The sequence below is a fragment of the Pseudarthrobacter sp. Pseusp20 genome, assembly GCF_059492155.1.
Genome location: NZ_CP168521.1, coordinates 353819 through 367250, shown reverse-complemented (window position 1 = coordinate 367250; position 13432 = coordinate 353819). Strand labels below are relative to the sequence as shown.

General features: G+C 67.1%; 15 protein-coding genes. 9 read left to right on the top strand and 6 right to left on the bottom strand.

Annotated elements, in window-relative coordinates:
- Positions 1-15: 15 nt before the first annotated feature.
- Both ACEN9K_RS01805 and ACEN9K_RS01800 read left to right on the top strand, forming a co-directional pair.
- The gene (locus ACEN9K_RS01805; protein ID WP_056388484.1) at positions 16-1566 is read left to right on the top strand and encodes a putative bifunctional diguanylate cyclase/phosphodiesterase; all 1551 of its coding nucleotides are present in this window, start codon (positions 16-18) and stop codon (positions 1564-1566) included.
- A gap of 170 nt (positions 1567-1736) precedes the next feature.
- Positions 1737-2798: an EAL domain-containing protein gene (locus ACEN9K_RS01800; protein WP_478222561.1), complete on the top strand. Its 1062-nt coding sequence runs from the start codon at positions 1737-1739 to the stop codon at positions 2796-2798.
- 77 nt (positions 2799-2875) lie between these two features.
- Here ACEN9K_RS01800 and ACEN9K_RS01795 read toward each other — a convergent pair whose 3' ends face one another.
- Positions 2876-3112 carry a DUF6480 family protein gene (locus ACEN9K_RS01795; protein ID WP_018770321.1) on the bottom strand — a complete coding sequence of 79 codons (237 nt, stop codon included), beginning with the start codon at positions 3110-3112 and terminating at the stop codon, positions 2876-2878.
- A 134-nt stretch (positions 3113-3246) separates the two neighbouring features.
- On the opposite strand from ACEN9K_RS01795, the gene ACEN9K_RS01790 reads away from it, so the two are divergent.
- Positions 3247-3561, top strand: coding sequence for a hypothetical protein (locus ACEN9K_RS01790; RefSeq protein WP_134164780.1), 315 nt, complete (start codon positions 3247-3249; stop codon positions 3559-3561).
- Here the strand turns inward: ACEN9K_RS01790 and ACEN9K_RS01785 are convergent.
- The 3 genes from ACEN9K_RS01785 to ACEN9K_RS01775 form a co-directional block, all read right to left on the bottom strand.
- Positions 3558-4382 carry a glycerophosphodiester phosphodiesterase family protein gene (locus tag ACEN9K_RS01785; RefSeq protein WP_134164781.1) on the bottom strand — a complete coding sequence of 275 codons (825 nt, stop codon included), beginning with the start codon at positions 4380-4382 and terminating at the stop codon, positions 3558-3560. The two genes, ACEN9K_RS01790 and ACEN9K_RS01785, sit on opposite strands and share 4 nt — an antisense overlap.
- 42 nt (positions 4383-4424) lie before the next feature.
- Positions 4425-4688: a hypothetical protein gene (locus tag ACEN9K_RS01780; protein ID WP_495635090.1), complete on the bottom strand. Its 264-nt coding sequence runs from the start codon at positions 4686-4688 to the stop codon at positions 4425-4427.
- 111 nt (positions 4689-4799) lie between these two features.
- Entirely contained in the window at positions 4800-5618 is an 819-nt protein-coding gene (locus ACEN9K_RS01775) for an HAD family hydrolase (RefSeq protein ID WP_495635089.1), read from the bottom strand.
- A 152-nt stretch (positions 5619-5770) separates the two neighbouring features.
- Between ACEN9K_RS01775 and ACEN9K_RS01770 the strand changes: the two genes are divergently transcribed.
- The 3 genes from ACEN9K_RS01770 to ACEN9K_RS01760 all read left to right on the top strand — a co-directional run bounded on the left by ACEN9K_RS01770 (position 5771) and on the right by ACEN9K_RS01760 (position 8872).
- On the top strand, positions 5771-6202 hold the full coding sequence (locus tag ACEN9K_RS01770) for a LexA family protein (protein ID WP_495635088.1): 432 nt from the start codon (positions 5771-5773) through the stop codon (positions 6200-6202).
- Positions 6203-6226: 24 nt separating this feature from the next.
- Positions 6227-7525: a Y-family DNA polymerase gene (locus tag ACEN9K_RS01765; RefSeq protein ID WP_186447809.1), complete on the top strand. Its 1299-nt coding sequence runs from the start codon at positions 6227-6229 to the stop codon at positions 7523-7525.
- 168 nt (positions 7526-7693) lie between these two features.
- The gene (locus ACEN9K_RS01760) at positions 7694-8872 is read left to right on the top strand and encodes an ABC transporter substrate-binding protein (RefSeq protein WP_018770328.1); all 1179 of its coding nucleotides are present in this window, start codon (positions 7694-7696) and stop codon (positions 8870-8872) included.
- Positions 8873-8950: 78 nt separating this feature from the next.
- On the opposite strand, the gene ACEN9K_RS01755 is transcribed toward ACEN9K_RS01760, so the two are convergent.
- Complete coding sequence (locus tag ACEN9K_RS01755) at positions 8951-9898, bottom strand: carbohydrate kinase family protein (RefSeq protein ID WP_495635087.1); 948 nt, start codon at positions 9896-9898, stop codon at positions 8951-8953.
- Between the two features lie 41 nt (positions 9899-9939).
- On the bottom strand, positions 9940-10737 hold the full coding sequence (locus ACEN9K_RS01750) for an alpha/beta hydrolase (RefSeq protein WP_018770330.1): 798 nt from the start codon (positions 10735-10737) through the stop codon (positions 9940-9942).
- A gap of 139 nt (positions 10738-10876) precedes the next feature.
- On the opposite strand from ACEN9K_RS01750, the gene ACEN9K_RS01745 reads away from it, so the two are divergent.
- From ACEN9K_RS01745 to ACEN9K_RS01735, 3 genes are all read left to right on the top strand, one after another.
- Complete coding sequence (locus ACEN9K_RS01745) at positions 10877-11524, top strand: cyclodeaminase/cyclohydrolase family protein (protein ID WP_495635086.1); 648 nt, start codon at positions 10877-10879, stop codon at positions 11522-11524.
- A gap of 44 nt (positions 11525-11568) precedes the next feature.
- Positions 11569-12309, top strand: a complete 741-nt coding sequence (locus ACEN9K_RS01740) for an SDR family NAD(P)-dependent oxidoreductase (RefSeq protein ID WP_495635085.1) — start codon at positions 11569-11571, stop codon at positions 12307-12309.
- 127 nt (positions 12310-12436) lie between these two features.
- Positions 12437-13429, top strand: coding sequence for an IS481 family transposase (locus ACEN9K_RS01735; protein WP_223994767.1), 993 nt, complete (start codon positions 12437-12439; stop codon positions 13427-13429).
- Positions 13430-13432 lie beyond the last annotated feature (3 nt).

Genomic DNA, 13432 nt, shown 5'->3' with positions numbered 1-13432 from the left:
GAAGGAGGACCTGCCATGTTTGCCGACGACGATCCCCGGCTTTCGCAGCTGCTGGAAGGTATTGTCCGGCTGGCTTCCGGGGACCTCAGCTCACGGATCGAGGTCTCACCCGCCCGGGATGAACTGGACGCGATCATCATGGGCACCAATCTCCTGGCCGAGGACCTGCAGATCATCTACGAGGAGCTCGAGCAGCGGGTGCAGGTCCGGACCCAGCTGCTGCACGAGGCGCACCTTGAGATGCAGAAGATGGCAATGCAGGACCCGCTGACCGGCCTGGCCAACCGGTCCGCACTGATCGAAGCACTGCGCACCGCCCTGGAAGCCCGCACCGCGGCCGGCGGCGAGCCGGCGGATGAAGGCCCCGCCATCTTGCTGATGGACCTGGACGCGTTCAAATCCATCAATGACAGCCTGGGACACACGGCCGGCGACCAGGTCCTGGTGACTGTGGGCGAAAGGCTCCGGACCGCGGTCCGCGCGGCGGACGTCGTCGCCAGGCTGGGTGGTGACGAGTTCGCGATCGTCATGCCGTCGGCGTCGGCAGACCAGGCCGCCATCGTGGCGCACCGCATCCTGGCCGCGCTCACCGAACCCATCGAACTGCCCGGCCGCAGCGTGCGTTGCGGTGCCAGCATCGGGCTCAGCGTGGGCAGTGAAGGCCACAGCCCGGAGGACATGCTGATGGAGGCCGACGTCGCCATGTATGCCTCCAAGGCCGAAGGGCAGAACAGGCTGCACCGGTTCGAGCCGGCCCTGCTGCTGATGCGGCGGCTCCGCAGCCAGCTGGTGGACGACCTGCGGGCCGCCATCAAGGATGACGCGCTGACGCTTTACTACCAGCCCGTGGTGGAGCTCGCCACGGGACGGATCGAGGGCGTGGAGGCACTGGTCCGCTGGAACCACCCCACCCGCGGCTTCATCATGCCGGACGAGTTCATTCCCCTCGCCGAGGAGGCGGGACTGATCTCGGAACTGGGCCTGTGGGTGCTCAGGACGGCTGTGAGGCAGCTCCGGGCCTGGATCGACGCATGCCTGCTGGACAGTACGTTTTCCGTGCGCGTCAATATCTCCGCCACGGACCTGCAGAGCCTGCAGTTCATCGAGGACGTGCGGAACGTGCTCCAGGAGACCGGGGTCAGGCCCGACCAGGTGGTCCTCGAATTGACCGAAGTGGCCATCGTCAAGGGCAATGAACTGGACCGGTACTCGCTGGGCGGGCTGCGCGGCCTGGGCGTGGGCATCGAAATTGACGATTTTGGCACCGGCTACTCCTCCATCAGCTACCTCCGCCGGCTGCCCGTGGACCGGGTCAAAGTGGACAGAACGCTGATTACCGGGCTGGAGACCGATCCCAGCCAGCCTGCCCTGGTGGCCGCCGTGCTGCAGCTGGTACGGGCGTGCGGGCTGGAAGCCGTATGGGAAGGCGTGGAAACCGCTGAGCAGGCGGAAATCCTGCGCGGGCTTGGCTGCCGCAGCGCGCAGGGCTACTACTTCAGCCGTCCGGTTCCGCCGGACCAGATACCCCAACTGCTGGCTGACCAGCAGGAAAGCGCTAACCAGTAACGCAAAACTACTGCGCTTTTGTGGCCGCCGTTATACGATCAGCGTGCGGTGTCTGGTTTTTCGCCGCCGCGAAATTCAGGTCTGGCAACACCGTACTTTTATAGGGCGTTTGGAAATTTGAACATTATTGGGCCATCGGGTCATTACTTCGTCAACTGGGGGCGTTGCTAATGTCGGTTCGGGTACAGGCATGGGGAATTATCGCTGCCGTGCTGGCGGATACGGATCCTGCGGGAGCCGCTGTCCGGCAACGGCTGAGCAAGAGCCTCGACGAGAATCCAGGCGTGCCGGAACGCGCTTTGCTGGAGTATCTCCTGGAGACCCGGCGCAGCGATGCCAACACCGTGGAAACACTGGAAGCGGCCAGGGACATGCGCCTCACAGCGCCCACCCTGCCGCCGCAGTTCGCTGAGCAGCTGGACGCCATCCGCAGCATCTCACGGATCAGCGCCCTGCTCGAGAACCAAATGCTGATGACCGCATTCCAGCCCATTTACGGCCTGGAAGGAAAAACCGTGGTCGGCGCGGAAGCCCTCTCGCGCTTCGTCAGCGATGACGGTGCCGCTGCGGAACTGTGGTTCGCCGAGGCCGCGGCCGTGGGCCTGGGCGCAAACCTGGAGTTCTCGGCTTTGGGATCCGCCGCGGTGGCAGCCCGCGACCTGCCGGACAACCTTTATGTGTCCCTCAATATTTCGCCCACCTCCTGCATGGACCCGCGGCTGCCGGAACTGTTCGACCATATTGAACTCCCCATCGACCGCATAGTGCTCGAATTGACCGAGGACATTCCGGAAGAGGAATATCTGCAGTTCATTTCCGCGATCAATCCACTGCGGGAAAAAGGCCTGCGGATTGCCGTCGATGACACCCACACCGGGGCCGGCGCCCTCAGCCGCATGATCCACCTGCGTCCAGACTTCCTCAAGGTGGGACGCAACGTGATTGGCGACGTCGACAAGGACGGCCTCCAGCGGGCACTGTCGGCCTGCCTGGTGGACTTCACCGACCAGATCGGCACCATCCTGGTGGCTGAGGGGATCGAAACGGTGGGCGAACTCAAGGTCCTCACCGAACTTGGCATCAGCGCCGGCCAGGGTTACCTGCTGGGGCGGCCGTCAGTGCGGCCCCAGGACTGGGCCAACTGGAACACGCGGCTGGACGTGGACGGCCTGGAGCGCCATTTGGCGGGACCAGGGGAGTCGCGGGGCCGCCATGGCAAAGAGACTTCCTGACACACACCACGCTCACACCTAAGGCGAGCAGCGCGGCGCATGGCATGACGCCAGGCGCCGCGCCTGCCATTTGACCGCTATTCGGAGTGGCCCTGGTCCCGGCTCATCTGGTCCTCTGCCGGCGGCGTCTCTCCCGGGGGCACTCCCCCGCCCGGTTCCAGCCCGGTGACATTGCCCTCCGCCGGGTCGGGGTTTGGCGAACCGGCCGCCTCCCTGCTGCGTTGCTCCGCCAGGTGCGGCTGGGCGGCGCCAACGTCTTCCTTCCCCGGGCGGTCGGGGTTCGCGGGGTCATTCTCCGGATGGTAAGTGCTCATGCTGGTCTTCCTTCCTCTCCGGCTGCGGTCCGATTCCCCAGCACTGGACTAATTGTAAGCATGCTGATAATTCTGGAGGAGTAGGGCCGGTATGCCGCTGGGCGCCGGCACGCAATGTCGGAAGGAGCAGTCAGATGGGAATCGGCGACAGCATCGGCAAGGCAGCAGAAAACGCCATGGAGGACCTGGCCGGAACATCCAAGCCGACGGAGAAGATGGATGTGCCCGACCCCACGAACCCCAATGACGACGTGGAAGTCCACTCGTCCCTGAGTGAAGGTTCAAATGCCATGGAGGCGGAGAAGCAGAAGGCGCCCGGCCTCAAGACAGGGGCTGCCCCGGCACCGGTCTCCAACCGCCCCCTGGGCGGTGACACCGACGAAACTGACCCTGGCCAGGCGGACCGCGACGGCCTTACCGGCGACGCCACCGCGCCGTCCGGAGGCTAGGAACCCGGCGCAGGCGGGTGGCCCTGCGGCCACTCCCCGCGCTCCATGAGCACTTCGCGAAGCAGGTCCGCGCGGTCCGTGACGATGCCGTCCGCGCCCAGGTCGAGGAGGCGGTGCATTTCCGCGGCATCGTTGATGGTCCAGACGTGCACCGCCAGGCCAAGGGCGTGGGCGCGGCGGATGAACCCGGCGGTGACCACAGGGATCCGTCCATAGCGGACGGGGACCTGCAGCGCATGGACGTCCCTGAGCACCCGGCGCATGAGCCGGTGGAACACCGGGCGTGGAAGCACGGGGCCCAGCAGGGTGAAGAGGGCATTGGAGGACACGCCGGCGGAGGAGGCAACCGGCCGGCTGAGCAGTTTCAGCACCGCCCGCCGTCGACGGTCCGAAAAACTGGTGACCAGCACCCGCTGGTGCACTTGGTGCCGCTCGATGGCGGCGGCCGTGCTGTGGACGGAGCCCCAGTCCTTGACGTCCAGGTTCAGCCGGGCGTGTGGCAGCTGGGTCACCAATTCATCGAACGTGGGGATGGGCTCGCGGCCGTTGATCCTGGCCTTGGCGACGTCCGCGGCCGGCAGGTCCGCCACGCGGCCGCTGCCGTCGGTCAGGCGGTCCAGGGCTTCATCGTGGAAGAGCAGCAGCACGCCGTCGGCCGTGGTGTGCACGTCCGTTTCCAGGTACCGGAAGCCCAGTTCGACGCCGGAGCGGAACGCGGCCATCGAGTTTTCCAGCCCCTCAGCCGAGAACCCGCGGTGGGCCATGGCGATGGGTAGCTGCCGCCCGGCGTCGTCCTTGTGCTCGAAAAAGGGCAGGGTCACAATGTGAGCGTACCCGAGCCGCGCGGGGTTGGGGCCGGCGGGTCAGTCAGCGCAGTCGGTTTCCCCGCATGGCACAATGTCCACCCCGTCGCCGCAGTGCAGGAGCGCCCGGCCGCGGCCGCCGTCCAGGTGGACCCAGACTGCCGTGTGGTCGGCGGTGATGGTGTCCACCACGCCGCCCGCCTCAAAACCGGGAGAAAGCAGGACGCGGACCCGGTCGCCCTGGCGCAGCTGCTTCCAGTGCGGAGCCGGGGTTGCTGGCCGGTGCGGCCCATCGGCCATGTGCTGTTTGACGTTCCTTGCCATGGTTGCCCCCTATGAGCCGGCGTAAGTAGTGCCTGCTTTCCGTGGTTCACGCTAGGGGGCGAAGGTAAACGCCAGGTGAGCGGCAGCTGTGAATACGGGGGGCTGCTGCGGTCAGGAAAACTGGACGCCCAGGGAGGCGAGCCGCGCCTCCAAAACCTGGGCCACGCCGTCGTTGTCAAAATGCGGTGCCTGCTGCCCCGCCGCGCGGATGGCCTCCGGATGGCCGCTGGCCATGGCATAGCCGTGACCCGCCCACCGGAGCATCTCGATGTCATTGGGCATGTCGCCGAAGGCCACCACATCCGCGGCGTCAATGCCCAGCCCCGAAGCGTACTCGGCCAGGGTAACGGCCTTGTTGACCCCCGGCAGGGAGAGTTCCAGCATGGCAACGCCGGGCGAGGAGTGGGTCGTCGCGGCCAGGTGCTCGACGGCGGGTGCCACCTCGGCGAGGAAATCATCGGGTGTGCCGTCGCGGACGATGGCAAGGAATTTGACCACCGAATCGTCACTGGTGAGCGTGTCCTTCAGCGGGGCCGGGGTGAATTCGGCCAGCAGCTCGCTGGATTCGTTTTCGATGAAGCCCGGTTCCAGATGGAATCCGGTGAGCGTTTCCGCTGCGAACAGGGCCGCGGGGCGGAGCGCCTTGATGATGCCGCGGACCTCCAGGACGGTGTGGATCGCCAGGGTGCGGGCGGAGACCAGGCGGTCCGCCTCCAGGTCCCAGACCACGGCACCGTTGGAGCAGATCACCCGTCCCGTGTGGCCCAGCTGCTCCTCGAGGGGGTGCAGCCAGCGCGGCGGACGGCCCGTGACAAACACGAGCTCGACGCCGGCATCGCGGCAGGCGTGGAAGGCGCGGATGGTGCGGGGGCTGATTTTTCCGTCGTGCCCAAGGATCGTTCCGTCAATATCGCTTGCTACCAGCCGCATGATGCCAGTCTACGTGGGGGTTTGCGCACCGTCGCCGCCGGGGCGGCCGCTTCGGGTCCGCGGGCTGTCCAGGGACGGCCGGGGTGGTGCCGTTGTCAGCCTCCGGGTCTACACTGAAATTATCGAACATATATTCGAATAAAAGGTGTGTTGTGGGCGTTATTATCGGTCCCCGCGTGATAAATGCGGGCGCCTCGTTATTCTCGGTGCTGATCTCCCCCGTGGCGGTGGCGGCAGGGTTTCCGTCTCCTGCGCAGGACTACTTTGACGGGCGGATCGACTTGAACGCGCACCTCATCAAGGACATCACCAGCACCTTCGTGGTCCGGGTCACCGGGGACTCCATGGAGGGCGCCGGCATCAGCGACGGTGACGAACTGATCGTGAACCGGGCACTGGAGCCGAAGGACGGGTGCGTGGTGATTGCGGTGCTGGACGGGGAGCTGACGGTTAAGCGCCTCCGCATCACCGGCACCGGCGTGGTGCTGCAGGCGGAGAACCCCAAATATCCGGATATCCACGTCCCCGCCCTGTCCGAGCTGACCATCTGGGGTGTCGCCACCAGGTGCCTGCACCATGTCTGAGGTATTCCATGTTTGAGGAGCAGCATGCCTAAGCCGGTGCTCATGCGGCGGATGCCGCAGATCGCCCACGTGGATGTCAACTGCTTCTACGCCTCCGCGGAGCGCGCCTTCGACCCCTCCCTGGAGGGCCGCCCGCTGGTGGTGCTGTCCAACAATGACGGCTGCGCGGTGACCCGCTCCCCCGAGGCGAAGGCCCTGGGCATCGCCACCGGCGAGCCCTGGTTCAAGCTCGCGCCGCGGGCCAAGGAGTGGGGCCTGGTGGCGAAGTCCAGCAACTATGAGCTCTACGGGGACATCAGCTCCCGGGTGATGGAGCTGCTGGGCAGGTACTCGGCGTGGCTGGAGGTGTACAGCATCGACGAAGCGTTCCTGGGCGTGAAGGGAAAACCCGACGAGCTGCTGGCCCTGGGCCGCAGGATGAAAGAGGCCGTGCGGCGGCACGTGGGGGTGCCGGTCTGCGTGGGCATCGCCCCCACCAAGACCCTGGCAAAGCTCTGCAACAAGTGGGCCAAGAACAACGCCGCTTTTGGCGGGGTCTGCCTCTGGGAGTCGGTCCCGGCCGACGTTCGCGAGGCCCTCATGGGCCGGTTGCCGGTGGACGAGGTGTGGGGCATTGCCGGGCGGCTGATGAAGCGGCTCAACGTGTTGGGCATCTTCACCGTGCTGGACCTGGTCCGGGCGGATCCGGTGGCGATCAGGGACAAGTTTTCGGTGGTGCTGATGCGCACCGTCCTGGAACTGCGCGGCACCCCGTGCATTCCCATGGAGGAGGAGCGCGTCGGCCGCGACCAGCTGATATTTTCCCGTTCCTTCGCCACTCCCGTGACCACCGCCGCCGGCCTGCGCGAGGTTCTGAGCATCTACGGGCAGCAGGCGAGCGCCAGGCTGTCCAAGCACGGACTGCAGGCGAAAGTGCTGACGGCCTTCGCTGCCACGTCCCCCTTCAGGGATTACGAACAGGCCTACCCTTCGGTCTGCGTCTCCTTGCCCATGCCCACCGCGGACCCACTCCTGCTCACCAAAGCCGCCCACGCGCTGCTGCCCAATATCCGGGATGGACTGAAATATGCCAAAGCAGGCCTGATGCTCACCGACCTGCGGCCCACGGGAAACCAGCCCCCGCTCGAACTGTTCGAGAACCGGCACGAGGAACGCGGCATCGGGCCGTTGCTTGAGGATGTGAGCCGCCGGTTTGGACGGGGGTCCATCGGGCTGGGGCATGCGGGCATCAAGTCGGGCCTGGACTGGACCATGAAGCGGGACATGCGTTCGCCCCGTTACACCACGCACTGGGACGAGCTCCCCCTGGTGAAGGCCGCGTAGGGGCACCAGGAGGGCCGAATCAAGACGCTCCGCGACGATTTTTGACGCCCTGCTACGCCGCATTGAGGCTTCGCGTCTCCGCGTGAACCACTGCGACACGAATGATTGTGGGGCCGCCGGGCGCTCCGTAATCTCGTCTCAGCATCAGCCCCAGCAAAGGATTTCCCCATGGCAAACCCGCAGGACAAGAGTCCGCAAAACCAGCAAGCATCCACCCGCATCGTCGCCGGCGGGTCAGCCAAGCCCCAGCGCCCGCTTGGCCTGAAAATCGGCATCGCGGCAGCCGCCCTGGCCCTGATCGGCGGTGGTGCCGCCATCGCCTCCGCCGTCAACAACGGCACCGCTGCACCGGCAGCCGACGTGGCGCCCGCCGGCAACCCGGCGGCCGAGCTGAAGCTTGGCTACTTCGGCAACGTCACCCACGCCCCGGCCCTGGTGGGGGTCAGCAAGGGCTTCATCGCCGATGAACTGGGCAGCACCAAGCTCAGCACCCAGGTGTTCAACGCCGGCCCCGCAGCCATCGAGGCGCTGAACGCCGGCGCCATCGACGCCACCTACATCGGCCCGAACCCGGCCATCAACTCCTTCGTGAAGAGCCAGGGCGAATCCGTCAACATCATCGCCGGTGCCGCGGCCGGCGGCGCACAGCTGGTGGTCAAGCCGGAAATCGGCTCCGCTGCAGACCTGAAGGGCAGGACGCTCGCGTCGCCGCAGCTCGGCGGCACGCAGGACGTCGCCCTCCGGGCCTGGCTTGCCACCCAGGGCTACAAGACCAACGTGGACGGCAGCGGGGACGTGGCCATCAATCCCACCGAGAACGCCCAGACCCTAAAGCTGTTCCAGGACGGCAAGCTCGACGGCGCGTGGTTGCCTGAACCGTGGGCGTCACGGCTGGTGCTGACGGCCGGAGCGAAGGTCCTGGTCGATGAAAAGGACTTGTGGGATGGCACACTGTCCGGCAAGCCGGGCGAGTTCCCCACCACCATCCTGATCGTGAACCGGAAGTTCGCCGCCGACCATCCGGACACCGTCAAGGCACTCCTGAAGGGGCATGTGAAGTCGGTCGAGTGGCTGAACGCGGCACCGGCCAACGAAAAGGCAACTGCCATCAACGCCGCGCTCAAGGAAGCCGCCGGGGCCGAACTGAAGGCCGACGTCATCGACCGTTCACTGAAGAACATCGTCTTCACCGTGGACCCGCTCGCCGGAACCTACCAGAAGCTCCTGGCCGACGGCGTGACTGCCGGCACCACCAAGCAGGCGGACATCAACGGCATCTTCGATCTGCGGGCCCTCAACAGCGTCTCGGACGGGAAGACCTCGGCAGCGGGGCTTGGCAAGGAGTAGGCCCTCCCTCCATCGGTTGCTCCGCAGGTGTCCTTTTGAGTCCTCAGAGCGGCACTTGCGGAGCAGCCGATTCGACTCCTAACCCTCTTCGCCAGTTCCCAGCCGGTCCATCTCAGCCCGCGTCGGCGGGTTGGCGCCGGGCCGCGACACCGTGACAGCCGCTGCACGGGCAGCATGCGCAAGGAGTTCGGCCAGCCCTTCGGCGGGCAGGTCGCGCAGCGCCCCGCGGTTCTGCGCGCCGTCCAGGTCCCGGTCCACCAGGCCGGACAGCAGCGCCGCCATGAAGGAATCCCCAGCCCCCACGGTGTCCGCCACGTCAACTTTCGGTGCGGGAACGGACGCTTCGCCGGCGCGGCACACTCCCCACGGCCCATCCGCGCCCCGGGTCACCACCACAAGCGCCGGCCCCTCCGAGCCTCCCAGGGCCAGCCACTTCCGCGCCGAGTCCAGGACGTCCTGCCCCGGATAAAGCCATTCCAGGTCCTCGTCGGAGGCCTTGACCACGTCCGCCAGGGTGACGAACTTCTCCGCCTGCCGCCGCGCGAAGTCCACGTCGGTGATGATGCTGGGCCGGCAGTTGGGATCGAAACTGATGGTGGCCGAGGGGTGGGCGTACTCGACGGCGGCCAGGACTTCGGTGGCACCAGGCATCAGCATCGTGGCTATCGAACCCGTGTGCAGCAGCGTGGTGCCCTGCAGCATGAAGCCGAGCCGGTCCGCGAGGCCCGGGAGCTCCCAGGTGAGGTCGAACGTGTAGGTGGCGGCGCCGTCGTCGTCAATCAACGCGGTGGCCACGCTGGTGGGCAACTCATCCGGCGGTACCGGCAGCATGACGGAACTGGCGCGCAGGTGGGCAGCCACCGAATCGCCGTACGCGTCCCGGCCGTAGCGGCCAATGAACTGCACCGGATGGTCCAGCCGGGCCAGGCCCACCGCAACGTTCAGCGGGCTGCCGCCCACATGGGCCTCAATTCCGGAGGCGCGCTGGACAACGTCAACAAGGCCTTCGCCGATCACTGTGAGCATGGTCATACTCTGCCAGAAAGCGGACCGGTCAGCAGGTCGTGTCAGCGGAGCAGCCCGCCCACCAGTTCCCGGCACGTGAGATACGCCTCCGCCGTGACGTCGATCAGGGCGAAGTGGTCCCCCGGCACCCTGACCAGCTGTGCCGGCACGGGTCCGGCCTGGCTGGCCTCAACATAGGTGGTGGACATGCTGAGGGGGACGTCGTCGTCCCCCAGCGCGTGGACGGCATAGACGGGAACGTCCAGCGGCAGCGCGGCCATGGGGTCGGCCATGCGGTGGCGTCCGGGAAATTCCGACGACGGCCCGGCCAGCAGGTTTGCCACCGCACCATCGCTGAGGCTGAGCCGCTCGGCCCCGCCCAGGTTGAGGACCCCCGACTGGCTCACCACCCCGGTGAGGCGGACGCCGTCCGTGCTGTTTTCCACCTGGCTGCCCTCTGCGGGTCCGAGCCCGTCCAGCCTGTTCCTGCCTGCCGCCCACACCGCCAGGTGCCCGCCGGCGGAATGGCCCAGCGCCACTACTCTGCCCAGGTCCAGCGCGTGCGGTGCTGCCAGGTCGGCCAGCTTGTCGATGCCGGCCAGGATGTCCTGGAAGGTGCCCGGCCAGCCGCCGCCGTTGCCGGCACGCCGGTACTCGAGGTTCCAGGCCGCCATGCCGTGTTCCGCCAGGTCCTTGGCCAGCGGCTCCCCCAGTTCGGCCCCGTAAGTGGAGCGCCAGTACCCGCCGTGGATGACCACCACCACGCCCCGGTGCCTCCCGCCAACCGGAAGATCGGGAAGGAAGAGTTCGCCCCACTGGCTGGGGTCGTCGCCGTAGTCATGGCGGTAGCGTCGCGTCACACTGGCCCACTTTAGCGGCCCGGATCGCCGCAAGAGCCCCGTGTTTCCGCGGCCAGGCCCATCAAAACTGGGCCAGAAGCGCGCGGTGCCGCCGTGCCCTGCCGTTTAGCCCCTCACTTTTCTGGGCACGGTCCCTGGCATGGAGGAACCTGTAGTGACCACCCAAGGGTCAACGGTGGAAGAGTGGACGCGCGCGCTGGCGGAATCCACAGGCTCACCCGGCGGAGGGGCGGGGACAGGGCTGATGCTCGCCGTCGCCGCCTCGCTGACGTCCATGGTGGCCGGCTACAGCGGGGACGACGGCGGGGAGCCGGCCCGGATACGCGCCCGGGCGCACGCACTGCGCCAGGAAGCCCTGCGGCTGGCAGATGACGACGCGTCCGCTTCCAAGGCGTTCGGCGCCGCCTTCCGGCTGGACCCGGGCCCGGAGCGGGACGAGGCGATCCGTTCCGCGTCGCTGGAAGCCGCGGCGTCCTCCGCCCTCTTGGGCGAACGGGCCATCGGGGCCATCGACGACCTGGGCTGGCTGGCAACAAACGGCAACCGGTCGCTCGTGGCCGATGTCGTCGTCGCGTTCGGCGCCCTTCGGGCTGCCGTTGCCGGGGCACGCACCAACGTCAGCTTTGACCTCGGGTCACTGCGGTCCGCCGGTGCAACCCTGGATCAGGTCCGGGAACAGCATCCGGACCTGTGGGCCGCCGTCGAGAAACTCAACGGAGCCATGGAGCGCATCGACGAACTGACGGCTGCGATTGACCACCGCGCGGCCCCCACCGACGCCGTCTGACGCCGGGATACTGGTACAACACCGGGAACAAGGGAGGGCCGCGCATGGCACGCGTTTTCATCACCGGATCCACCGACGGGCTTGGCCTGGCCGCGGCGGAGACGCTGCTGCAGGACGGCCACGACGTGATCGTGCATGCGCGGTCCTCCCGGCGCGTCCCCGCGGTGCAGCACCTGCTGGACCGCGGGGCGCACTGCGTCACCGGTGACCTCGCGGTTGCACAGGAAGTCCGGCAGATCGCGGACCAGGCCAACGCGATCGGCGGCATCGACGCGGTCATCCACAACGCGGGCGTACTCAACGGTGCGGCCCTGCTCCCGGTGAACGTGGTGGCCCCTTACCTGCTCACCGCCCTCATTCCCGGCCCGCGCCGGCTCATCTACCTCAGCAGCGGCATGCACCGCGGCGGCAGCACCGGCCTGGACGGCCTGGACTGGGCAGGACGGACGACGACGGCCTCCTACTCCACAACGAAGCTGCACGTCACTGCGTTGTCGGCAGCGCTGGCCCGCCTTGTCCCGCATGTCGCCAGCAACGCCGTCGACCCCGGCTGGGTACCCACGCGGATGGGCGGCCGGTCAGCTCCGGATGACCTGGAATTGGGGCACCGGACCCAGGAGTGGCTGGCCACCAGTGATGATCCCGGGGCCCTGGCCAGCGGGGGCTACTGGTACCACCAGCACCGGCAAACGCCGCATCCGGCGGCCACCGACCCCCGCTTCCAGGACGCCCTCCTGGCTCGCCTTGCGGACCACACCGGGGTCACCCTCGACGCGCTGGCCTAGCTGTACTGCCCAGGGACGTTGGTTCGGTGAATGTGATGACTCGCTGGAGTCGTTGAGCCAAAGGTGAGGACCTCCGGTTGCACAGTGGAGTTGCTTAGACAACCGCTGCAGCGACCAGGAGGTCCTCATGTCCCACGCTAATGCCGCTTTGACTCCGCGCCAACGTTTACGCGTCGCGCGTCTGGTCGTTGACCACGGCTGGCCGGTATCCCGGGCTGCCGAGCAGTTCAACTGCTCCTGGCCGACCGCGAAACGGTGGGCGGCCCGTTACGCCGCGATGGGTGAGGCCGGTATGGCTGATAGGTCCTCCCGCCCGTACCGGGTGGCCAACCGGACGCCGCAGCAGCTGGTGCGCAAAGTTGTGCACCTGCGCTGGAAGCAACGGCTGGGACCGGTCGCGATCGGGGCGAAGCTGGCCATGCCGGCCTCGACCGTGCACGCGGTCCTGGTCCGGTGCCGGCTGAACCGCCTGCATCACGTGGACAAGCGCACCGGAGAAGTCATCCGCCGCTATGAGCACGTGACTCCCGGAGCGATGATCCATGTGGATGTGAAGAAGCTCGGCAACATCCCCGACGGCGGCGGCTGGCGCTACGTCGGGCGGCAGCAAGGCAAGCAGAACCGTGCTGCGACTCCGTCAAAGCCGCGCAGCAGACACCGTAGCCCGCTGATCGGGACCGCCTACGTACACACGGTCATTGACGACAATTCACGGGTCGCCTACGCGGAGATCCATGGCGATGAAACAGCGGCCACCGCAGTAGCAGTCCTGCAAAGGGCTGTGTCCTGGTTCGCTGCCCGCGGCGTCATCGTGGAACGGGTTCTCTCTGACAACGGGGCGGCCTACAAATCACATCTCTGGCGGGACACCTGCCAAGAACTGGGGATCACGGCAAAGAAGACCCGGCCATATCGCCCGCAGACCAACGGCAAGATCGAACGCTTCCACAGAACCCTTGCCGATGGGTGGGCATTCAAGCGCTTCTACGCCACGGAATCAGCCCGCAGAAACGCCCTCCCGGCATGGCTGCACCACTACAATCACCACAGGCCCCACACCGCAATCGGAGGCCACCCGCCCATCAGCCGCTTAACCAACCTGCCTGGGCAGTACACCTAGCCC

Coding starts and splice junctions, on each gene's coding strand:
- ACEN9K_RS01805 (WP_056388484.1), top strand. CDS start 16: ATGTTTGCCGACGACGATCCCCGGCTTTCGCAGCTGCTGGAAGGTATT.
- ACEN9K_RS01790 (WP_134164780.1), top strand. CDS start 3,247: ATGGGAATCGGCGACAGCATCGGCAAGGCAGCAGAAAACGCCATGGAG.
- ACEN9K_RS01800 (WP_478222561.1), top strand. CDS start 1,737: ATGTCGGTTCGGGTACAGGCATGGGGAATTATCGCTGCCGTGCTGGCG.
- ACEN9K_RS01755 (WP_495635087.1), bottom strand. CDS start 9,898: ATGCTCACAGTGATCGGCGAAGGCCTTGTTGACGTTGTCCAGCGCGCC.
- ACEN9K_RS01765 (WP_186447809.1), top strand. CDS start 6,227: ATGCCTAAGCCGGTGCTCATGCGGCGGATGCCGCAGATCGCCCACGTG.
- ACEN9K_RS01745 (WP_495635086.1), top strand. CDS start 10,877: ATGGAGGAACCTGTAGTGACCACCCAAGGGTCAACGGTGGAAGAGTGG.
- ACEN9K_RS01780 (WP_495635090.1), bottom strand. CDS start 4,688: ATGGCAAGGAACGTCAAACAGCACATGGCCGATGGGCCGCACCGGCCA.
- ACEN9K_RS01735 (WP_223994767.1), top strand. CDS start 12,437: ATGTCCCACGCTAATGCCGCTTTGACTCCGCGCCAACGTTTACGCGTC.
- ACEN9K_RS01740 (WP_495635085.1), top strand. CDS start 11,569: ATGGCACGCGTTTTCATCACCGGATCCACCGACGGGCTTGGCCTGGCC.
- ACEN9K_RS01760 (WP_018770328.1), top strand. CDS start 7,694: ATGGCAAACCCGCAGGACAAGAGTCCGCAAAACCAGCAAGCATCCACC.
- ACEN9K_RS01795 (WP_018770321.1), bottom strand. CDS start 3,112: ATGAGCACTTACCATCCGGAGAATGACCCCGCGAACCCCGACCGCCCG.
- ACEN9K_RS01775 (WP_495635089.1), bottom strand. CDS start 5,618: ATGCGGCTGGTAGCAAGCGATATTGACGGAACGATCCTTGGGCACGAC.